The sequence below is a fragment of the Bacteroides nordii genome (genome assembly GCF_019930665.1).
Taxonomy (GTDB): Bacteria; Bacteroidota; Bacteroidia; order Bacteroidales; family Bacteroidaceae; genus Bacteroides; species Bacteroides nordii.
This window is the reverse complement of the sequence record NZ_CP082886.1, coordinates 498,166-520,298: the sequence shown is the minus strand read 5'-3', so window position 1 is coordinate 520,298 and position 22,133 is coordinate 498,166. Positions and strand designations below refer to the sequence as shown.

The following is a 22,133-nucleotide window of genomic DNA, read 5'->3' as shown; positions in this document are numbered from 1 at the left end:
ATATTATCTGTTGAATAACTCAAACGTAAACTTACATCCAACTTCGGTATATTTCCAGTTTTCACTACTAACAAATACCCCTACATCAAAAATGTGTGTACCAATACCGTAACCTATTTCTAAATAAGGATTAAGATGCGGAACAAATAATGTATTCACATACAAGCGTTCATTCTGAACATAACGGGTATATTTCATCAAATGACGCAAAAACAGAAAAGGAGCTTCATAAGTAAAATGAGCACGGACATACTTCCGGGAAGAGTTATACCAACGGCCATCCAATAATTGAAAAACTCCACCAATATCATCATTCCATCCTATAGGCAGGTTACTTCGCGCTAAATTGGCAAAATCTACGAAATAAAGTTGTTCCTGATTGGTGAATGCTCCAAACCCAAAACGATAATAAATATTGCGCATCAACCCCAACTGAACATGATGCTGAAGATCAAACTCAATTCGTTCATACTGACCTGTACTTTTAAATACACCTTTTATACCACGTTCATAATCTACAGAAAATGTAGGATAAGCTGACCGTAGATTTATCTTCCGTTTTCCATTCATATAATAATAAAGACAAGGAGTCCACTCTACCCGGACGCGGGGTGCAAAACTGATATAGGTATCTTTAAACTTATCTAAAAAATCGGATGCAAGAGGCAACGATGAATTTAGCACAACAAACCTTGATTTTTCAACGGCTGTTCTTCTATGAGCAGAAAAGCCAACACTCAGCTCCAAGCCATTAACCACTTCAATACTATGACGAAAATTGAAATATAAGTCTTTAAAATAATCCAGATGTATCTGATCGAAATCAAAAGTACTGTCGGGCATCGCCTTCAACTCATCAAGTACGTCACTACTATAAATTCGGTTGCCATTACCAAAGTTCACATGAATAGCTCCACGCTTCTGCGGCCAATAATCAAAATCGGCATTGGCCGACCAATAAAACTCTTTACGAGTAAAGTTATACCCAATCCGAGGAACAATACGCAACAATTTATCACCGGAAAACAATCTGTTATATTTAAAATCCTGCCTCCATGAAAAGCCATTACTTCCACTGTAACTCAATAGCAACGGATTAATGATCGGAGAACACTTGACACTGCCGATACGGGATAAATCGACATTAAGATCAGACAATAAGAAGTCACCTATTTCTCCCCAAAACACACGACGTTTGGAAGGAGGTTTCAGCGCAGTAGTATCTTTTCTGAATGCATAATCTTCGTATAATTTCTTCTCGTCGCCCATAAGCTCTATCGGACGTAAGGATGCAAAATAAGCACTATCCAAATGCAAGGAATTCGTATCGCATCTCAATGTATACGATTCTGTCAGATTTAACTTCTTCTTTTCTTTACGGTATTTACTCTTCTCCTTTAGTTCTATAGAGCTATAGTCTAACGAAGCCAAATAACTACCGTCTACCACATTGCCAACAAAATTGAATCTCACCTCAAATTCATAACGAACCGGCAAAAATTCATTATCATCGCCTACCTCCCCCATCTTAATAAGATTCTCAAAAGTCAACAGCTCGGACCGACCGGAAAAACGGATTTCACGTACACTCCATACATCTGAACTAACAATCATATATCCGCCAACGAGCTGATCGCTTTTAGTCTTGGGAATAAAACGTATTTTATAGTGCAGATTATCCTGCCCTCCCATAATAGTATCTATCTGATAGCGATAATATTTCTTTCCATTTTTGGCAAGTGGTGAAAGCAAACGATCATAAAGCAACGTAGCAGAGTAAACATTCACATGAAAATATTCGAGCATCGTTGCCTGAAAGCCACCACTAAAAACCGTGCCATATCCCGCTATAACTTTCTGATCATAAATATCAGGAGCTGTGAAATGCAAGTCGCTATATGACTCCATTAAATATTCACGCACACCCTTTTGCATACGAAACATCTTTGGAAGATAACGAAACATAAAGTTCTTCTTCCGGATATTCAGTTTACCTTTAATATATAAGTCCGCCCGATAATCGTTGACAATCTTCTCGTAAAAAGGAGCAAAAGTCATCACATTATACAAAATAGAATCCACTGAGATAGCTTCACGCGTATATGGATTTAAAACAGAATTAGCCCTTCCTTTGGGGGCTAAAAGGAATAAAATAAAAAATAAAAGCCATATTAACTTATAATGTCTCAAACAGAATCCTTTCCATTAGTATGGAGCAAATATAAAAAAAAACAATGAAAAGGAGAGATTTGAGAACAGATTAACATAGATTTAAAAAAGAGTGTTATTAATATATTAGCTAATCTGTTCATTATCGTCTTTAAACAAAACATCTTTCAACTTTTGATAAAGAAAGGACAGCACCAACAAGATAACACCCAGCATGATGAATACCACAATCTTTCCCACTGTAGGCATTGCCCATAAATCGACAAGTACTAACTTCACCAATACAATACCTAATGTAAAAAGACTAATGATACGCAACACTTTTTGATGCAGACGCATACCCAATGACATCTGAACGAACCCTGCAATGCCCAAGGCAATAGATAAACCTGCATTAAATTCGTCCGGTAAACCCAAGTGAGAGAGGAAAAGCCGAACAATAGCCAGCCAGAATAAAGTTGATAACACACTAAAATAAACTGTAAAGCGAACTGTAATAGTGTGATTAATATTATACAACCAACACACATAAAAAAGATTGACAATTATTACAACCGTAGTTACCCAGGAAAGTAAAACAGGCAACACACCTATTGAATTACCATGATCTTCCCACGTATGAATCATATACAGGATTACACTTATCCCTATTCCTATCACATAAAGCAAACCATACTCTTTAACCGGAAAGCGCTTTCTAAAACCATAGCACAAAGCCAATATACAGAAAGAAGTAAATAAATACATCACCCTATAAGATAGTACCGAAGCCAAGTGCTGATAAAACTCTATCATAAAAGTATAGTACAGTATGACAACAGAAACAACCAGCATTATTGCATTCCAGGGAGTATAATTCAAATAACGGGCTTTCTCAAAAGAATCGCGATAACGCCCTATCAATAAAGCATACACCCCTACTGCCAATCCGGTAAACAGACTGGTAGCAAACATACTATTCATAAAAATGGTACTTGTCACAAAAGAATGATCTGTAACCTGATGCTCAACATCCATCATATAAGAAATCAAAGTCAATCCGATTAACACCAGAGAAGCAGTTTCGTATACCCGGATTCCGGATTTAATATAAAGCCATAATAAAAGAACCATTTCGGAAGCCCAAAACAAAGTTATGTAATTTCCATCAAATTGAACAGGTATTGTAATAGATACAAAAGTCAATACCAACCCCAGCATTGTATGAATAAGAAGTTTATAATCCCGCTTACTTTTTCTTAACCAGATAACTAAAACCAAGTTTACGAAAGCAATAAATAAGGTGAAAAGCCCTGTAGCTTTAAAAGGCAAATTCATGGAATTCAGGAATAACACTCCAAAGAAAAGATAAATAAAATTATTTGTTACAATAATTGGAAGTAAACATTTATTAGGTTTCTTTCCTTCAGCCTTAAGTATGGTCAACACCGGTAACAAAAAAATAAAATAAAACAAAGTGGCAAAAACAAACAGATGTTGTGCAATTACAACCGAATCAATCTTCGGCATATTATAGAAAACACAACTATTGAGTACATAAATCAGGAAAATAAGATAAGTAGCTACAAATGAAATAACAGGAAGCTCTGCCCACTTTTTATACAATGATAAGCCGAACATCCCCAAATTGAGAACAGACAGATAAGTAAACAGAACAATATAACTTCCCTCTCCGCTACTCACCAGAAAAGGAGCAATAAAACCACCGACAAGCGAAATAACAGCCAATTCGCGACGATCATATAAAATGGCCAATATAGACATCATCAGTGTGACAAACACAAGAATAATAAACGCTACCGTTTGTGAAAACAAATTATAGTAATGAAAAGCAATGGCAACCGTAAGATAGAACACAGCAAAAGCGCCACCCGCCAGCAAAGAACTGAATGTACGATACTTTTCACACAAGCGTTCTGCAACAAACAACAAAACAGCACCCGCTACAAATCCCAGTATGGTGCGCATCGTCTCATTTATCCAATCTTTATCAATAGCGTATTTTACAAACAGACCAACCCCTACCACTAAAACAAGAATACCAATCTTTCCAAAAAGATTCTCGCCGATGAACTTTTCATAATTAATCTTCGCCTTCTCCTTTTTAATCAATATAGGAGCCGGTTTCTCTGTTTCTTTTACCGTTTTCTCAGTTTCAACAATCTGTGGATCAATAGCAGCAACCTCTTCAGAAATCCAGGAAACTGGTTCAGGTTCAAGATGGCTTTCAGTTCCGTTTTCAGGTAACTGCACTTCTGAAACCGATTGCATCTTATCTTTCACCGGAGTCGGTAATGACGGTTCTTCCTCTGTATTTTCCATGAGCACAGGAGGAACTTTAGTTTCACTAATAGAAGAGATCTCTTTTTTCTTCTCTAACAAAAGGTCCAACCTCCTTTTCACAGCATTAATCTCGGAGTTTAATTTTGCAAACCTATCGCTTTGCATGTACAATATCACAACGAGTAAAACAATTATAGCAAATAAACTTAACTCCATAATCGGTTTTATTTTGATTGACATCAGGTTACAGAAGCAAAGATAAAGATAAATATGAGAAAAACAACCATTTACGAATGAATAACGTTTACTAAAAGAACAGGAGAAGATTTTTATCATTCATTACTTTTGTAACATCTTATAAACTTCCAATTCATTTCTCGTAGAGGATCGGTCCGAGACTCTACGAGAAACGTCTCGTTTCTCTACGATGATCGCTCCGTTTCTCGTAGAGAAAAAAGGCATCATCATAACAAACTGATATACAATGTATTACAAAATATACACATTGTATTACTTTTTCATTTTCTAAAACTCTATTTTTCATTCATCTTCTACCCGTTTTATATTTATAATTTATTACAAACACCATATTCTATTAATATGAAAGTTATAGAATAATGAATCAATTTAAAAAGATACAATGCGCGATAACAATAGATATACCTAAAAACAGTCTCTTCAGACAGGGGGCTTTCTGAGAAAAATAGAACTATTTTCGAAATTACCCCCTAAAAAATAGGGGTACATTCAGAAAAAACATATAATTTTGCGCCCAACAACTGATAAAAGAGACACTATTATGTCAAAAATGAGATTTTTAGCTTTACAGGAACTTTCCAGCAGATGTCCTTTGGAAATCACTCCTCCTTCCAACAAATTGTCCGATTATTATGGTTCCCACGTATTCGACCGTAAGAAGATGCAGGAATATCTTCCTAAAGAAGCCTACAAAGCTGTAATGGATGCTATTGAGAAAGGTACTCCCATCAATCGTGAAATGGCTGACCTTATCGCTAATGGTATGAAAAGTTGGGCAAAATCACTGAATGTGACTCACTACACCCATTGGTTTCAGCCACTGACTGATGGCACAGCCGAAAAACATGACGGCTTCATCGAATTCAGCGAAGATGGCGGAGTCATAGAACGTTTTTCAGGCAAGCTACTCATTCAACAAGAACCTGACGCCTCTTCTTTTCCTAACGGAGGAATACGTAATACGTTTGAGGCGCGCGGATATACAGCCTGGGACGTTTCTTCTCCGGCTTTTGTAGTAGATACTACTCTCTGTATTCCCACTATTTTCATTTCATATACAGGTGAAGCATTAGATTATAAAACTCCACTACTCAAAGCACTCGCAGCAGTAGATAAAGCTGCAACAGAAGTATGCCAGTTATTCGACAAAAATATAACCCGTGTATTTACTAATTTAGGTTGGGAACAGGAATACTTCCTTGTTGACTCCTCTTTATATAATGCCCGTCCCGACTTATGCCTGACAGGACGAACCTTAATGGGCCATTCATCAGCTAAAGACCAGCAATTGGAAGATCATTATTTTGGCTCTATCCCCCCCCGTGTTACTGCTTTCATGAAAGAGTTGGAGATAGAATGCCACAAGCTGGGTATACCTGCCAAAACCCGACACAATGAAGTTGCCCCAAACCAGTTTGAGCTTGCTCCCATCTTTGAGAATGCCAATCTGGCCAATGACCACAATCAATTGGTCATGGATCTGATGAAGCGCATTGCCCGTAAACATCACTTTGCAGTATTACTGCATGAGAAACCGTATAGTGGTGTCAATGGCTCAGGCAAACATAACAACTGGTCACTCTGTACAGATACCGGTATCAATCTTTTTGCCCCGGGCAAGAATCCGAAAGGTAATATGCTTTTCCTTACCTTCCTGGTCAACGTATTAATGATGGTTTACAAAAATCAGGACTTGCTGCGTGCCTCTATTATGAGTGCCGGTAACAGTCACCGATTGGGAGCCAATGAAGCCCCACCCGCCATATTATCCATCTTCTTAGGTAGACAACTCTCCTCTACATTAGACGAAATCGTGCGCCAGGTAGGGAGTAGCAAAATGACACCGGAAGAAAAAACAACGCTTAAACTCGGTATCGGACGTATCCCCGAAATTTTACTGGATACTACTGACAGAAACCGTACATCTCCATTTGCTTTCACCGGAAACCGCTTTGAGTTCCGTGCTGCCGGATCATCTTCCAACTGTGCTGCTGCCATGATTGCTATCAATGCAGCTATGGCTAACCAGCTTAACGAATTTCGTGCTTCCGTTGAAAAGTTAATGGAAGAAGGTATCGGTAAAGACGAAGCTATTTTCCGCCTGCTAAAAGAAACAATCATTGCTTCAGAACCCATCCGTTTTGAAGGTGACGGTTATTCGGAAGAATGGAAACAAGAAGCCGCCCGCCGCGGATTAACCAATATCTGTCACGTTCCGGAAGCATTGATGCACTACGTAGACAACCAATCTAAATCCGTATTGATAGGCGAACGCATTTTTAACGAAACAGAACTTGCCTGCCGTCTTGAAGTGGAATTAGAAAAATACACGATGAAAGTACAAATAGAAAGTCGTGTATTAGGAGATCTCGCTATAAATCATATTGTACCCATCGCAGTAAGTTACCAGAATCGTTTGTTGGAAAACTTATTAGGAATGAAAGAAATATTCTCTCCCGAAGAGTACGAAGTAATGAGTGCCGACCGGAAAGAACTGATCAAAGAAATCTCCCGCCGGGTTACTGCGATCAAAGTTTTAGTCAGAGATATGACTGAAGCCCGTAAAGTAGCCAATCACAAAGAAAACTTTCAAGAAAAGGCCTTCGCTTATGAAGAAACCGTACGCCCCTATCTGGAAAGTATCCGTGATCACATCGACCATCTGGAAATGGAAATCGATGACGAAATATGGCCATTGCCTAAATACAGGGAATTGCTGTTCACGAAATAAATAATAATGTGTTAATTCGCCAATATGCTAATAAACTGCACTATCATACTAAAGAGCAATTGGCATATTGGCAAATTGACATATTATTATATTAGCACATTATTTTTATCTTTTATTCTTTTTCTCATTTTTTCTTTCTACATTTGTGCTTTATAACACAGTTTTGCAGCACTCATGGTAAAGATAAACTTGTCAGACATAGATATCTCGGATAAATTATCCGATATGTGGGCTCCCTTGAACAATGAACAAAGAGAGTTCCTGGCGAACAATTTTACTCTACAAAATTACAAAAAGAACGAAGTCATCTACTGTGAAGGTGAAACACCTACACATTTAATGTGCCTCCTCAGTGGAAAAGTAAAAATATTTAAAGAAGGAGTTGGAGGCCGTAGCCAGATCATCCGTATGATCAAACCCACCGAATATTTTGCATACCGTGCTTTCTTTGCCAAAGAAGATTTTGTTACAGCTGCAGCAGCTTTCGAACCGTCCCTTATCGGACTGATACCTATGAGCGCTATTATGACTTTGGTAACCCAAAATAATGACCTTGCCATGTTCTTCATTCGCCAATTGTCCATTGATCTTGGCATTGCAGATGAACGAACTGTCAACCTGACTCAAAAACATATCCGCGGACGATTGGCGGAGTCTCTCATATTCCTTAAAGAAAGCTATGGACTTGAAGAAGATGGTTCTACCCTAAGTATCTATCTGTCTCGCGAAGACTTGGCTAATCTTTCTAATATGACCACTTCTAATGCCATCCGTACGTTATCAAACTTTGCAACCGAGCGCCTTATCACCATTGACGGAAGAAAAATAAAAATAATAGATGAAGAAAAGCTGAAGAAGATCAGCAAAATCGGATAATTTTTTTTATCACAATTATATAACTTAACACACATTTCGTATCATGAAAAAAGGAATTTCCTTCTTTCTTTTGTCTCTATTGTTCATCGCCCCCGGATGTAAAGATTCAAAAGAAACAGTGAATGAGTACAATCTCGTTCCGTTGCCTAACCAAATGACGCCCCAACAAGGACGTTTTGAGTTAAACAAAAAAGTCAAAGTTATTACAGCCGGTTGTACACCGGAGGTACAAAACATTGCAGACAGTCTCATCGGGCGTTTGGCAACAACCTCCGGATTGTCGTTAGAACGAATAGACAAGGAGCATGCCGGCAATCCTTCCATCACTTTTATAACCCAAGAAGGCATGCCTCAGGAAGGATACAAATTATCCGTTACCCCAACTAACATTACAATTACCGCATCACAACCCAACGGTTTCTTCTACGGTGTACAAACACTCTACCAACTTCTGCCTCCGGCTGTATATGGAAAAGAACGCAACAAACGCGCTGACTGGTCAATACCTGCTGTAGAAATAGAAGACGCTCCCCGTTTCGCATATCGTGGAATGATGCTTGACGTTTGTCGTAACTTCTCTCCTATAGAATATGTATATAAGTTCATTGATATGCTTGCCATGCACAAAATGAACACCTTTCATTGGCACCTGACAGACGACCAGGGATGGAGAATTGAAATCAAAAAATTCCCCAAGCTGATGGAAATCGGTTCCAAACGGAAAGAGACACTTATAGATTATTACTTCACCAACTATCCGCAAATATTTGATGGAAAAGAAGTTGAAGGTTACTATACTCAGGAACAAATTAAAGACGTAGTGGCTTATGCCGCCAGCAAATACATTACGGTTATTCCTGAAATTGAGATGCCGGGACATGCCATTGCCGCCATTGCCTCTTATCCTGAGCTTTCGTGCACACCCGACACCACTTACGATGTAACCGGGACATGGGGAATATTTGACCAGGTATACTGTCCGAAAGAAGAAACCTTCAAATTTCTGGAAGGAGTCCTTGACGAAGTCATTGAACTATTTCCGAGTGCATACATACATGTAGGAGGTGATGAATGCCCCAAGACTGCATGGAAAAACTGTGCGCACTGCCAGGGACTTATCAAAAAGCTGGGATTGAAAGATGATACAACTCCTAATCCAGCAGATGGCAAACTACATACAAAAGAAGAAAAGCTGCAAAGCTATTTCGTCACTCGTATGGAAAAATACATAAACAGCAAAGGACGTAATATCATTGGTTGGGATGAGATTCTCGAAGGAGGATTGGCACCTAATGCCACTGTCATGTCATGGAGAGGGGTAGACGGAGGTATGAATGCCGCCAAACTGGGACACAATGCCATCATGACCCCGAGTCCTTATATGTATGTGGATTATTATCAGGAAGACCCGGAAACAGCACCAGTTACTATCGGCGGATATGTCACACTGAAAATGACTTATACTTACAACCCAGTAGCAGATGATGCCGATGAACTGGTAAAGAAGCATATTATTGGCGTACAGGGAAATGCCTGGACAGAATATATGCAAAATAATGATCGTCGCGATTATCAGATATTCCCCAAAGCAGTAGCTATTTCAGAAACAGGATGGACGCTGGACCAGAATAAAGACTGGAAAAATTTCTGTAAGCGTATGGCAGAAGAGTTTGAACGCCTGGACATGCTGAACGTCAAAGCGTGCCGTAACTTTTTTGATGTAAATGTCAATACACACGTAGATAACGATACATTAAACGTGATATTGGAATGTTATTACCCGGATGCTGAAATCCGATACACCACAGACGGAAGTGAACCGAATATTAAATCAACGCTTTACACAGCCCCTTTCGCACTTCAAGGAAATATAAACCTGAAAGCTGCTGCATTCAAAAATGGTAAAATGCTGGGTAAAATCCGCCACAAGCCTCTTTATGGTAATCTGATTAGCGGAAAAAGCTTCGTAGTGAACCCTGCTTTAGGATGGATGAAGGGAGATATTTTCGGAGAAAACGATTTATTCGGTGCAGACAAAACCACCTTCGGACTAACAAATGGCAAGCGTGGAAATAACGCATCTTATACTCCATGGACAAATTTCTCCATGAATGAAAAACGTAAAGAAGTAGAATTCATTGTACAACTCGATAAACCGACTCAAATCAGTCAGGTAGTATTTGGTTCATTATTTAACCCGGCCTATCGCATTTTACCGGCAGGTGCTGCTACGGTAGAAATCTCAGCCGATGGTAAAGAATACCGGCAAGTTGCAGAAGAGACATTTACCCGTCAATTTCCGGATAAAGGAAGAAAAGCGTATACTGATTCTATCTCTTTCGATCCTGTTGAAGCCACTTATGTAAAAGTAAAAATCCAAAATGGAGGTACCTTACGTAACGGTATTGATTGCAGAAAAGATACTCCGGAAGACATCATACAGGCAAATCTGTATCTTGACGAAATAGAGATTTATTAAGAAGAAAAGCAACATAACCAACTGATAATCAGAAGTTATAAGAATGTACACTTTTGTATGACAGGAATGTACATTCTTATATAACAAGAATGTACACCTTTACCATACAAGAATGTACATTTTTACATTGTGGGAAAACTTACATTCATTTTTTGACTCTGGTTATCAATAAAAAACGGATTGCACTGTAACAGTACAATCCGCTTTTTTTATATATGATGGATTTATTATTAAAGTCCTTTTTCAGACAAATAACGCTCTGCCTCAATAGCGGCTTTACAACCACTTCCTGCAGCAGTAATTGCCTGACGGTAATGCGGATCGGCAACATCACCGGCAGCAAAAACCCCCGGTACCTTTGTACGGGGAGTATCCCCCTCCGTAATGATATAGCCTACTTCATCCGTTTCAAGATAGGGTTTGAAGATATCAGAATTCGGCTTATGACCGATAGCCAGGAAAAATCCATCTATAGACAATGTATAACGTTCTTCATCCGGTTCACCCCAACGCTTTACAAGGCTTACACCTTCTACCCCATTCTCACCGAACAGGCCAACAGCATTATGTTCAAATAACACCTCTATCTTATCATGGTTCAACACACGCTCCTGCATGATTTTTGATGCACGCAGATAAGGTTTACGAACAATAAGGTATACTTTTGAAGCCAATCCGGCAAGGTAAACAGCTTCTTCACAAGCCGTATCACCCCCACCAACAACAGCCACCACTTTCTTACGATAAAAGAACCCGTCGCAAGTAGCACAAGCGCTTACACCCATTCCGGCATATTTCTTTTCATCTTCCAGACCCAGATATTTTGCCGTAGCACCGGTTGCTATAATCAATGTTTCCGCCTCAATCTCCTTCTCTCCGTCAATGGTAATTTTATAGGGTGCTTTGCTCAAATCCGAAGCAGTAGCAATACCGAAACGGATATCTGCACCGAAGCGTTCGGCTTGCGTGCGCAAATCTTCCATCAGTTGCGGACCACTGATACCTTGCGGATATCCGGGAAAGTTCTCCACATCTGTGGTGGTTGTCAACTGTCCACCAGGTTGTATTCCTTCATAAAGCACGGGGGATAAGTTTGCACGCCCCGCATATATCGCTGCCGTATACCCGGCAGGACCTGAACCAATAATCAGGCATCTTACTTTTTCTGTTTCCACCATTCTATTTTATTATTTATTCCCTATGGTCATGACTATTATTTTATCTTCATCACATAGGTACGTTTACGATTTACTTATTTACTATTTACGATTAAAAAAATCTACTGTTTATCTTAAATCTATGATTTCGGCAGTAGGGTATTGTTGTTTATTAAAGACAAAAACAGAGTCGGACAGTTTCAAGCCTGTTTGATATCTGGTAATGGTTATCTCACTCCGGCTACCATCACGTTGTTCCACTTTTATATAAACAGGCTGATAGGTACTTTTTACTACATAAAGTACGATACGGGACAAGTCCTGTTTTTTATCTGTTGCAGTGAGGATCACCTCATACACCTGTTTCCCATGAAAATCTGCCACTTTCCCTAATTCATAATCAAACCCTTTCTTATAAAGATAGAGCAATGCATACGGATTCAAGCCCTGTAATTCTGCTTCAGTAGGAGTACTAATATTTACCTCATCATTTTGAGTAAGATAACTCCACTGCGTTTTTCCGTCAAACCATGAAACCGTCTCAGCCGTTTTCAGAAAAAACTTCTCTCCTTTCAGCTCAATGGTTCCGGTAGCCGTTCCTACAGAATGCCCTTTATTAAAAGCCTGTACACTAAAATCAGCTTTTACTCCACCTGCTTTTTCAAAAGCGGCAGCCGTTTTATCAAGCACAAGTTTTGCCTGTGCTTGTTTTTGGGCAAGTACAGGCAAAGTAGTAAGTAAAGCTATCAAAATGTTAAAAATGTACTTCTTCATTTGTCTTATTAACGCTTGTTTATTGTAAATTGTTCAATCTCATTTCGAGGTCATTTTCATCCATACACAAAACGTCGCGTGCCTTACTTCCCTGGGTTGGGCCAACGATTCCGGCTTTTTCCAATTGGTCCATAATACGCCCTGCACGATTATATCCAATAGAGAATTTACGCTGAATCAGAGAAGTAGAACCCTGCTGGTGAATAACGATCAACCGGGCTGCTTCTTCAAACAGCGGATCAAGACGCCCCATATCCACATCTCCCAGGTCACTACCTCCATCTTCACTCACATATTCGGGCAAGAAAAAGGCAGTCGGATATCCTTGCTGTTTTGCAATAAACTTAGTGATCTCCTCCACCTCCGGCGTATCAATAAATGCACACTGTACGCGCACCGGATCTGCTCCCTGTAAGAAAAGCATATCTCCGCGTCCTATCAGCTGATTGGCTCCCGGACGGTCAAGAATTGTACGCGAATCCATCATTGCCGAAACGCGGAAAGCAACACGCGCCGGGAAGTTCGCCTTGATCGTACCTGTAATAATGTTTGTTGTAGGACGCTGTGTGGCAATAATCATATGGATACCTACCGCACGCGCCAGCTGGGCAATACGGGCAATAGGTAATTCTATCTCTTTTCCGGCAGTCATTATCAAATCACCAAACTCATCAATAACTACCACAATATAAGGCATAAACTTATGTCCCTTTTCAGGGTTCAGACGGCGATTGACAAATTTCTCGTTATACTCCTTTATATTGCGTACATGCGCCATCTTCAACAAATCATAACGGGTATCCATCTCCACACAGACAGAATTAAGTGTCTGCACAACCTTCGTCACATCCGTAATAATGGCATCACCTCCATCGGGCAACTTGGCAAGGAAATGATGCTCAATAACCGAATAAATACTAAACTCTACTTTCTTCGGATCGACAAGTACAAACTTCAGTTCTGCCGGATGTTTCTTATACAATAAAGAAGTAATGATTGCATTCAGTCCCACGGATTTACCTTGTCCGGTAGCACCTGCTACCAATACGTGCGGCATTTTACAAAGGTCTACCATAAACACCTCATTCGTGATTGTCTTACCAAATGCAATCGGCAAATCATAGGTAGACTCCTGAAATTTCTTACTACCGATAATACTTTGTCCCGAAACAATTTTAGGGTTAGAGTTCGGTACTTCAATACCGATTGTTCCTTTTCCGGGAATCGGGGCAATAATACGAATTCCCAATGCCGAAAGGCTCAATGCAATATCATCTTCCAATCCACGGATCTTTGAAATACGTACTCCCTGTTCAGGAGTTATTTCATAAAGAGTTACGGTAGGTCCTACAGTTGCCTTGATCGTACTGATCTCGATGCCAAAGCTCCTCAATGTATTGATAATCTTATCCTTATTCGCATTCTGTTCCTCCATATTAATGGTAGGCTCATTGTTCTCAAAATGCCTCATCAGCTCAATGCCAGGAAAACGATAATTTTCAAGATCAAGTTTCGGATTATAAGGTTCAGTTTCTTTTCCCAGATAATCGTCATCGGCGTCAGCAGCGGCCTCAACTTCAAAAGCAGGTTCTTTATCAGTCAATTCATTCACAACAGGAACCGGGTCGGGGGTAGTCTGTTCAAAAGTCATTGTCACTTCCTCCTCCTCTTTCGATGAATTCTCATTGATTTCTGACGGCATAACAAACTCCGGCTCTTTCATTTCAGGCTCCGTTTTAACCTCTTTAGGAGCTGGTTTCTGTTGGAAAGTCCGATCCATAGAAAACTCTACTTCGTGAGGTTTCGGATTGGCAAATTCAGGCTTTACCTGTTCTGCTGCAGGACTTTCTTCCTGCTCTTCTCTTCCCTCTTTACGACTACGTTTCAAGAAGCTAAGGCTAAAAAGTTTACGTAACCATATGACTGTACGGGCACTGATATAAATAAGGAAACAAATCGCCGTCACAAGCAAAATCATCCAAACACCAGGTTGTCCCACCTGTGAAGTCAGCCAATTGGCTACATTATATCCGTGACGTCCTCCCAAATAAATGAATGAGTCCTGATAGCTATCCATAAAGGCAAAGCCAAAGAATACAGAAAACCATACAAGCAGCAATGCACATCCAATAAACCATTTCCACAAACGCACAATCCGCACGCGCATCAGTTTTAATCCTGCCACAGCCAGGAAGATAAGAATAAAGAATGACGAAATCCCGAAGCAATCATTTATAAGATAACTGGCCAATTGTGCTCCCCGCGAACCGGCATAGTTCTTCACATGATTGTTCACGGTTGACAGATCATGTGGATTTCCGCTATCAATAATACTCTGATCTGCTGCTCCCGTAAAAAAGAAGGAAGAGAAAGCCAACAATAAATAAACGGAAAATATCACCAACACCAAACCAAGAACAAAGTGGATGGTTTCATTTTTGAGAAATGCTATGAACTTATTAGTAGAAGGCACCTTTGGTTCTGCCTCTTTATCTGATTTCTTTTTTGCCATATTGCGTCTTTTATACCTTATATAATACTAAAGCGCAAAAGTAGTAAAAAAACAATTTTCTTCCTAACTGTTGCCTTTAAAGTTATTACCCATCAAAAAGAATCTCTTACTAATCCTCTCACTCTTTCAATCCTTTTTCTTACCTTTGCGTTTCAATTCAAGCAGATATGAAAAAAGAAAGTCTGGTAATATTTGATAAAAATGTAATAGAATTCGTTACGGTAGCCGCAGAATTCTGTGCTTTTCTCGAACGTTCCGAGAACATGAAGCGTAAGACATTTGTTGATACAACACTAAAAATACTCCCTCTGCTTTATCTCAAAGCATCCATGCTTCCTAAGTGTGAAGTGATAGGTGATGAAGCACCCGAAACTTATGTTACGGAGGAAATGTACGAAGTGTTGCGTATTAACCTGGCTGACATCATGGCCGAAAAGGATGATTATCTTGAAGTTTTCCTACCGGACATGGCCTACAGTGATCAGCCCATTAAGAAAAATATATCGGAAGACCTTGCTGATATTTATCAGGACATCCGGGACTTTATATTTGTATTCCAGCTCGGACTGAACGAAACGATGAACGACTCCCTTGCCATCTGCCAGGAAAACTTTGGACTTCTATGGGGACAAAAACTGGTAAATACTTTGCGGGCACTCCATGATGTGAAGTATAACCAGGAGCCAGAGGAGGAAGAAGAAGTTGAAGAAGGTGAGTATGAACCTGGGAATGATGATTGCCACTGCGATGATGAAGATTGCCATTGTGGAGAGGATGACGATTGTCATTGTCACGACCATGGCTGTCATTGCCATGACAACGAATAAGAGAAGAAGAAAATGATCATAAAAAGAACAATAAGTAAGGAAGAAATAAAAGAATTGCCTAAAGCCGTTTTTGAAGGACCGATACACGTGATTCAAAGCGAGAAAGAAGCAGACAAGGCAGTGGCATATCTACAAGCCCAGTCCGTATTGGGCATTGATAGTGAGACCCGTCCGTCTTTCACTAAAGGACAATCTCATAAAGTTGCACTATTACAAATATCCTCCAACGAATGCTGTTTCCTATTCCGCCTGAACATGACGGGGCTTACTCCGTCACTGATTGGATTGCTGGAAAATCCGGAAGTAATAAAAGTTGGTTTGTCACTGCGTGATGACTTTATGATGCTGCATAAACGTGCACCATTCACCCAACAGGGTTGTGTGGAATTACAGGATTATGTACGTCCTTTCGGCATATTGGACAAAAGTCTGCAAAAAATATACGGCATCTTATTTAAAGAAAAAATATCAAAATCACAACGTCTTTCCAATTGGGAAGCGGATGTATTAACAGATGCCCAAAAACAATATGCGGCAACAGATGCCTGGGCATGCCTTCACATCTATAATTTATTGGAAGAGCTGAAGCATACCGGCAACTTTGAAATAGAAGAAACTCCCGTAGCTATAGAAGACGAACAGGGAACCCGCCCTCTCTAAAATTGTAAATCGTAAAATTGTAAATTGTAAATCCCTATATTTTCATGTACAAAGTATATCTCAAACCCGGTAAAGAAGAATCACTAAAACGTTTTCATCCCTGGATATTTTCAGGCGCTATCGCCCGTTTCGACGGTGAACCGGAAGAGGGTGAAGTTGTGGAAGTATATACCTCCAAGAAAGAATTCATTGCCGAAGGACACTTCCAGATAGGTAGTATTGCCATACGTGTACTCTCCTTCAAACAAGAACCTATCAATCACGATTTCTGGAAACGCAAACTGGAGATAGCTTATGACATGCGCCGTAGTATCGGTATCGCCACCAATCCCACCAACGACACCTATCGTCTGGTACATGGTGAGGGTGACAATCTGCCTGGCCTGGTCATTGATATATATGCTAAAACAGCTGTCATGCAGGCACATTCTGCCGGTATGCACGTTGACCGCATGGCTATCGCCGAAGCTTTGTCTGAGGTTATGGAAGGTAAAATAGAAAACATCTATTATAAATCGGAAACTACCCTCCCTTTCAAAGCCGATCTTTTCCCGGAAAATGGATTCCTGAAAGGAGGAAGCAGTGATAACATAGCCCGTGAATATGGACTAAAATTCCATGTAGACTGGCTAAAAGGACAAAAAACAGGTTTTTTTGTGGACCAACGCGAGAACCGTGCTCTGCTGGAACGTTATTCAAAAGATCGTTCTGTGCTGAATATGTTCTGTTACACAGGGGGATTCTCTTTCTATGCGATGCGCGGTGGTGCCAAACAAGTTCATTCGGTAGACAGTTCTGCTAAAGCAATAGATCTCACCAACAAGAATGTAGAATTAAATTTCCCCGGAGATCCACGTCATGAAGCTTACGCAGAAGATGCTTTCAAATACCTCGACCGCATGGGCGATCAGTATGATCTGATAATCCTCGATCCTCCTGCTTTTGCCAAACATAAAGATGCATTGCGCAATGCTCTGCAAGGATACCGTAAACTGAACGCCAAAGCTTTTGAGAAAATCAAACCGGGTGGTATCTTATTTACATTCTCTTGTTCGCAGGTAGTGACAAAAGATAATTTCCGTACGGCTGTATTTACTGCCGCTGCTACATCAGGGCGTAGCGTTCGCATTTTACATCAATTAACCCAACCTGCAGATCATCCGGTAAACATCTACCATCCGGAAGGGGAATATCTCAAAGGATTAGTTTTGTATGTAGAATAATCTGGCGTGTAGCATAATTAAGGAATCATCAAAGCTAAACAATGTTAATAAATCGCAGTTTTATAGCAAATCATTATGTTTTATAACATAAATCCCTTTATCTTTGCACTGTGTTTTTCATGGTATTAGATTTAAGGTTAATAAAGATTGGCTGTCTGGGATAGATAGCCTTCTTTTTTATATACCATACACAAACAACTAACGATCAAATATCAAGTAATTTTGGTCCAAACAAGTTTCTGATATTAATCCAAAAGAATAACTTTTCTTACATAAGTGGATATGTAGTGCAAAATAAACCTACTTCGCGGCATACTACAACAAACTTCTTTCAAACAAACACATTTATCAGTCTTAATTGGTCAAGAAAACACTAAAACAAGTTCTTTGTACAAATAAAAATTGAATACGATAAAAAATATAATACAACAATGATTGTTTCTTAAATATTTTTTATATTTTTGTTATTAACATGCATTTCATTAGGAAATATACCCTTTTTGAAATAATACGGCAAGGTTTATTTTATTTGTGATAAGTAGACTTAGAAATTGACTATAATTACATAAACATTAGAGTAATGAAAAGATTAATTTATATATTGCCTTTTATTATATTTTTGCAATTAAATGCACAAACATTCAGTTCTGGCCAGAAATGGGCAGATTTTCATACCAACAAAAATGCTTTATCTCATCCCGTACCTGCCAATATCCAGAAACATTTCGACATTGCCATAAATGAAATAAACCAGATGTTGAAAGGAGAAAAACCTTTAAGTTTTAAAAAAGCGGTTTTTCTTGTTGAGAATGCTTATTATGAAGGGAAAATGAGTTGGGAGGATTATAACAATGAAATATTGAGAATAAAACCCATACTTAATAAAATGATAGACAACCGCAATTTAAGACAGTATAAAACTGCCGGAAATTGGGCGGTATTTACTTATATGTCTGACAGTATCCCAGAAAATAACTTCAAACCGTATCAATATGATTTTGAGAATTTCATGAGTGACTCAGATCTGGAAAGCTCTTTAGTTTCACGCCTTTTAAAAACAAAAAGAGGCAATTGCAGGTCATTACCTTTTCTTTATAAGATTTTAGCCAATGAAGTCAATGTAGAGGCATTTATAGCAATTGCCCCCATGCACTGCTATGTAAAACACAGGGATGAAAAAGGAAATTGGTGGAATTTGGAAATGACAACCGGAACTTTTTCACGATCAAGCTTTATTATGGAAACCTTCAATGTTTCCGAAATTGCTATAGAAAATGGTTTGTTTATGAAATCGTTGTCAGATATTGAGTCTGTTGCATATTGCATATGTGACCTATTAAACTATTATGAATATAAAACAGGAAGATATTCAGACGATTTTATCAGGAAGTGTTACAGCATTGGTTTACAATACTATCCCAATAGCCAATTGCAAACTAACAAAGGAAACGATTTAAAATTCCGATTAGACAATAAAATAACCGATATGGGATTAAAAGAATATAGAGACATTATTAGTTATCCGGAACTTATGAAAGAATTTGAAGCAATGGACTCCACTTTCAAATATCTTACGAAAATCGGCTATTCTACAATAAAACCTGAGGATTATGAAAAGATGGTCAATGATATAAAAGCTAAGCAGACGAAATTAAATACAGAGAAGTAACATAAATCAGTATACATTATGAAAAGGCTTATCTTATTTTTGAGTATAGCAACGTTTTTTGCGTTGAGTGCTTTGGCACAGACTCCTTATGACAATTTTGCACCAGAACAGAGTGTAAAATCAATGATTGAGATGCCCGAAACACAATTCAAAGTATCAAATGCAGATTCAAGCAGCGAGATTAGTAGTGTCGAGTTTGACAAAAATACTATGTCTTTAAATTTAGTGAATAGCAATGATAGTGTACTTAAGAAAGTAATACTTAATCCAAATGATAAGAAATTTACTTCAATAGATCCATTTGCTGAAAAAAATTATAATATCAGCCCATATGCATATTGTAATAATAATCCGGTCAATTATATTGATCCTGATGGTAGAGATTGGTATCGCCATAATGAAACTGGAAATTATTATTGGCAAGAAGGACATGATCAATTGGAAGGTTACACAAACGTTGGACATTCAGTTTCTATTCAATTAAGTGAAAACTCGTACTTGAATGCGTATCAAAATGCAGGCGTAATGTCTAATCAAGCAGAAAATGCTTTTGATAGAATATACTCCAGTACTAAACTACAAAACCAGTTTTTAGGTAAAAATAGTCCATTATCCGAAAACTCTAAGTCTGAATTGATGAATGCTATAAACAATCGTTTCTTAAATAACGAAATAGGTCGCCCGGTAGGAGAAGCCCTTGTTATGGTAGCAGCTAGTGAGCTAGGTGGTGCGTTGGCAGGCAAAGCTCTTTCTTGGGGCATAGGAAAGCTCGCAGTAAAAGTCGGAGCTAAAGTTGGAGAAAAAGTAATTAGTGGATTTACAAAACATGGCGTTAACCAAGCTATTTCAAGAGGATTCAAAACTTCTGATATTTTAAAAATAGTGAGAGAAGGGCAAAAAGTGCAAGCTGTAGGACGCTATGGACCTCAAACCCGATATACATTAGGAGGAAATACTGTGATTGTAAATGAAAGCGGAAAAGTTATTTCTGTCTTCAGTAATGCTTCTGGTTCCTCACAAGGCCTAGGTAAAGGAGCTTTTATTCCATTTTAATTAATTACATTACAATATTTAGTCCATTATAATCTAAATTGAATGATGAAAAACGAACATCTGTATTTTGACAATTTACATTATTTAAGATATAATAAAGTACATATATTATGAATGAACTTACAAACAAAATAAATGATATTTTAACAAAGTGGGACCCTATTGGAGTTGGAGAAGAAATGGCTATGGATGAATATAAGGAATATATCCCTATGATTATCCATTATGCTCAAGACCGTCAGAAGCTAATAAATCATCTGGAAAAAATGCTTGTTGATTATATGGGTTTAAGTTACGACCAATACAATCAAAGACATTTTGAAGAGTTACAAAACATTTGTGATAAATTAATAGAAATATGCAAAAATCAAAAGTAGTATTCATTCTAATACAAGTAGAAAAAGGGATACAACATAACTATTATAAGCACAATACATGAAGCTAAATAATATCAGAAAATTAAATATAGAAGAAGAAATTCTTTTAGAAGAACTGATACATCGATCAATTAAAGTTATTTCTCCCGATTGGAAGAATGATTTATTAGTGGCCTCTTTAGAAGATGGAGGAATGGGAAGTTTGGCTTTATTTCCTTGTGATACATTCAATAAAGTACGTCATTTTGGTTCGCAAGTTAGTGAATGCCAATTTAGGGATACTGATGGAGTATTGGTCGTAGCTTCATTATATTTAGATGAAGATGACAAACTTTACGAATTGGATATGTGGAAGGTTGATTTTAGCAAATTAATAAATATTCCTACTCATTTTGAGGATGTAGAATATTCAAATAAATAATCAGAGTAAGAGTCTATTTGCATTGAGGCAAGCATAACGGGGTTTAAATAAAATCACCATATGAAGTTACTTTTAAACACTTTATTGATATATTTAGTAGTTTCAATCTGGTCGTTTGGGTTAGCTAATGCCCAGACTATTAATATTTATGATGAATATAAGGCTAGTAGGAGAATTATTAAAGAAATTATCACCGATAATAATTTGGAAAAGACTTTAACCGGTTACGCTTATGGCGGTTATTTTATCGGCCAGTCCCTTTTTCTCATTATCAAAGAAGGAGATTCTTTTTTTGAAGTATATCAAGGAGAAAAAGGCAAAGGAATTCAAAACACCTATAAATTTGATTTGGCAGACAAGCGGTTAAGTTCTTTATTTGCATGGACAAAACATGATAAAGTAACATATAATATTCAATCCGACGAATACTTCGCTATTTATTACTACTTTGTATTATATGATAAAAGCCATAATAAGAAATTAGAATTTAATATATCAACAATGACTGCATATAAAAATGCTCAAAGATCAAGAAAGTTCCGCAAGTTGCTACCATTTACAAAAGAACAACAGAAGCTTATCGGGGAATTAATTAGTAGTTTCTAAATATTTTAGAAGAGCATATCTTTAGAGTATGAAACTATAACAATTAAATACAGAGAAT

16 protein-coding genes are annotated in these 22,133 nt (G+C 38.3%); 11 read left to right on the top strand and 5 right to left on the bottom strand.

What is annotated here, in order from left to right; translation table 11 throughout:
* Nucleotides 1-3: 3 nt before the first annotated feature.
* Together K8P02_RS01905 and K8P02_RS01900 are read right to left on the bottom strand one after the other, a co-directional pair.
* Nucleotides 4-2,190 (bottom strand): DUF5686 family protein, encoded by a 2,187-nt coding sequence (locus K8P02_RS01905; protein ID WP_394373201.1) that lies wholly within the window; start codon nt 2,188-2,190, stop codon nt 4-6.
* Between the two features lie 105 nt (nt 2,191-2,295).
* The gene (locus tag K8P02_RS01900; protein WP_223381913.1) at nt 2,296-4,668 is read right to left on the bottom strand and encodes a DUF2339 domain-containing protein; all 2,373 of its coding nucleotides are present in this window, start codon (nt 4,666-4,668) and stop codon (nt 2,296-2,298) included.
* Between the two features lie 583 nt (nt 4,669-5,251).
* Between K8P02_RS01900 and K8P02_RS01895 the strand changes: the two genes are divergently transcribed.
* The 3 genes from K8P02_RS01895 (at nt 5,252) to K8P02_RS01885 (ending at nt 10,796) form a co-directional block, all read left to right on the top strand.
* A complete protein-coding gene (locus K8P02_RS01895; protein ID WP_002559557.1) occupies nt 5,252-7,441 on the top strand; it encodes a glutamine synthetase III family protein in 2,190 nt (729 codons plus the stop codon).
* Between the two features lie 174 nt (nt 7,442-7,615).
* The gene (locus K8P02_RS01890; RefSeq protein WP_002559556.1) at nt 7,616-8,317 is read left to right on the top strand and encodes a Crp/Fnr family transcriptional regulator; all 702 of its coding nucleotides are present in this window, start codon (nt 7,616-7,618) and stop codon (nt 8,315-8,317) included.
* A 43-nt stretch (nt 8,318-8,360) separates the two neighbouring features.
* Nucleotides 8,361-10,796, top strand: a complete 2,436-nt coding sequence (locus K8P02_RS01885; protein WP_122200936.1) for a beta-N-acetylhexosaminidase — start codon at nt 8,361-8,363, stop codon at nt 10,794-10,796.
* A gap of 230 nt (nt 10,797-11,026) precedes the next feature.
* On the opposite strand, the gene trxB is transcribed toward K8P02_RS01885, so the two are convergent.
* The 3 genes from trxB to K8P02_RS01870 all read right to left on the bottom strand — a co-directional run bounded on the left by trxB (nt 11,027) and on the right by K8P02_RS01870 (nt 15,239).
* Nucleotides 11,027-11,974 (bottom strand): thioredoxin-disulfide reductase, encoded by a 948-nt coding sequence (trxB, locus tag K8P02_RS01880; RefSeq protein WP_002559554.1) that lies wholly within the window; start codon nt 11,972-11,974, stop codon nt 11,027-11,029.
* A 108-nt stretch (nt 11,975-12,082) separates the two neighbouring features.
* A complete protein-coding gene (locus K8P02_RS01875; protein WP_002559553.1) occupies nt 12,083-12,727 on the bottom strand; it encodes a LolA-like putative outer membrane lipoprotein chaperone in 645 nt (214 codons plus the stop codon).
* Between the two features lie 19 nt (nt 12,728-12,746).
* Nucleotides 12,747-15,239: an FtsK/SpoIIIE family DNA translocase gene (locus K8P02_RS01870; protein ID WP_007484350.1), complete on the bottom strand. Its 2,493-nt coding sequence runs from the start codon at nt 15,237-15,239 to the stop codon at nt 12,747-12,749.
* A 167-nt stretch (nt 15,240-15,406) separates the two neighbouring features.
* On the opposite strand from K8P02_RS01870, the gene K8P02_RS01865 reads away from it, so the two are divergent.
* From K8P02_RS01865 to K8P02_RS01830, 8 genes are all read left to right on the top strand, one after another.
* On the top strand, nt 15,407-16,066 hold the full coding sequence (locus K8P02_RS01865; RefSeq protein ID WP_002559551.1) for a DUF5063 domain-containing protein: 660 nt from the start codon (nt 15,407-15,409) through the stop codon (nt 16,064-16,066).
* Nucleotides 16,067-16,078: 12 nt separating this feature from the next.
* A complete protein-coding gene (locus K8P02_RS01860) occupies nt 16,079-16,726 on the top strand; it encodes a 3'-5' exonuclease (RefSeq protein WP_007484347.1) in 648 nt (215 codons plus the stop codon).
* A 44-nt stretch (nt 16,727-16,770) separates the two neighbouring features.
* Nucleotides 16,771-17,949 (top strand): class I SAM-dependent rRNA methyltransferase, encoded by a 1,179-nt coding sequence (locus K8P02_RS01855; RefSeq protein ID WP_002559549.1) that lies wholly within the window; start codon nt 16,771-16,773, stop codon nt 17,947-17,949.
* A gap of 754 nt (nt 17,950-18,703) precedes the next feature.
* A complete protein-coding gene (locus K8P02_RS01850; RefSeq protein ID WP_223381911.1) occupies nt 18,704-19,618 on the top strand; it encodes a hypothetical protein in 915 nt (304 codons plus the stop codon).
* 18 nt (nt 19,619-19,636) lie between these two features.
* On the top strand, nt 19,637-20,671 hold the full coding sequence (locus tag K8P02_RS01845) for an RHS repeat-associated core domain-containing protein (protein WP_025866475.1): 1,035 nt from the start codon (nt 19,637-19,639) through the stop codon (nt 20,669-20,671).
* Between the two features lie 110 nt (nt 20,672-20,781).
* Entirely contained in the window at nt 20,782-21,048 is a 267-nt protein-coding gene (locus K8P02_RS01840; protein WP_025866476.1) for a hypothetical protein, read from the top strand.
* A gap of 58 nt (nt 21,049-21,106) precedes the next feature.
* Nucleotides 21,107-21,469 carry a DUF6984 family protein gene (locus K8P02_RS01835; protein WP_025866477.1) on the top strand — a complete coding sequence of 121 codons (363 nt, stop codon included), beginning with the start codon at nt 21,107-21,109 and terminating at the stop codon, nt 21,467-21,469.
* A gap of 60 nt (nt 21,470-21,529) precedes the next feature.
* The gene (locus tag K8P02_RS01830; RefSeq protein WP_002559542.1) at nt 21,530-22,075 is read left to right on the top strand and encodes a hypothetical protein; all 546 of its coding nucleotides are present in this window, start codon (nt 21,530-21,532) and stop codon (nt 22,073-22,075) included.
* Nucleotides 22,076-22,133: the final 58 nt, after the last annotated feature.

Bases quoted from the DNA above. Each gene is read 5' to 3' on its own strand.
- K8P02_RS01900 (WP_223381913.1), bottom strand. From the start codon at position 4,668: ATGGAGTTAAGTTTATTTGCTATAATTGTTTTACTCGTTGTGATATTG.
- K8P02_RS01895 (WP_002559557.1), top strand. From the start codon at position 5,252: ATGTCAAAAATGAGATTTTTAGCTTTACAGGAACTTTCCAGCAGATGT.
- K8P02_RS01890 (WP_002559556.1), top strand. From the start codon at position 7,616: ATGGTAAAGATAAACTTGTCAGACATAGATATCTCGGATAAATTATCC.
- K8P02_RS01885 (WP_122200936.1), top strand. From the start codon at position 8,361: ATGAAAAAAGGAATTTCCTTCTTTCTTTTGTCTCTATTGTTCATCGCC.
- trxB (WP_002559554.1), bottom strand. From the start codon at position 11,974: ATGGTGGAAACAGAAAAAGTAAGATGCCTGATTATTGGTTCAGGTCCT.
- K8P02_RS01875 (WP_002559553.1), bottom strand. From the start codon at position 12,727: ATGAAGAAGTACATTTTTAACATTTTGATAGCTTTACTTACTACTTTG.
- K8P02_RS01870 (WP_007484350.1), bottom strand. From the start codon at position 15,239: ATGGCAAAAAAGAAATCAGATAAAGAGGCAGAACCAAAGGTGCCTTCT.
- K8P02_RS01865 (WP_002559551.1), top strand. From the start codon at position 15,407: ATGAAAAAAGAAAGTCTGGTAATATTTGATAAAAATGTAATAGAATTC.
- K8P02_RS01860 (WP_007484347.1), top strand. From the start codon at position 16,079: ATGATCATAAAAAGAACAATAAGTAAGGAAGAAATAAAAGAATTGCCT.
- K8P02_RS01855 (WP_002559549.1), top strand. From the start codon at position 16,771: ATGTACAAAGTATATCTCAAACCCGGTAAAGAAGAATCACTAAAACGT.
- K8P02_RS01850 (WP_223381911.1), top strand. From the start codon at position 18,704: ATGTTGAAAGGAGAAAAACCTTTAAGTTTTAAAAAAGCGGTTTTTCTT.
- K8P02_RS01845 (WP_025866475.1), top strand. From the start codon at position 19,637: ATGAAAAGGCTTATCTTATTTTTGAGTATAGCAACGTTTTTTGCGTTG.
- K8P02_RS01840 (WP_025866476.1), top strand. From the start codon at position 20,782: ATGAATGAACTTACAAACAAAATAAATGATATTTTAACAAAGTGGGAC.
- K8P02_RS01835 (WP_025866477.1), top strand. From the start codon at position 21,107: ATGAAGCTAAATAATATCAGAAAATTAAATATAGAAGAAGAAATTCTT.
- K8P02_RS01830 (WP_002559542.1), top strand. From the start codon at position 21,530: ATGAAGTTACTTTTAAACACTTTATTGATATATTTAGTAGTTTCAATC.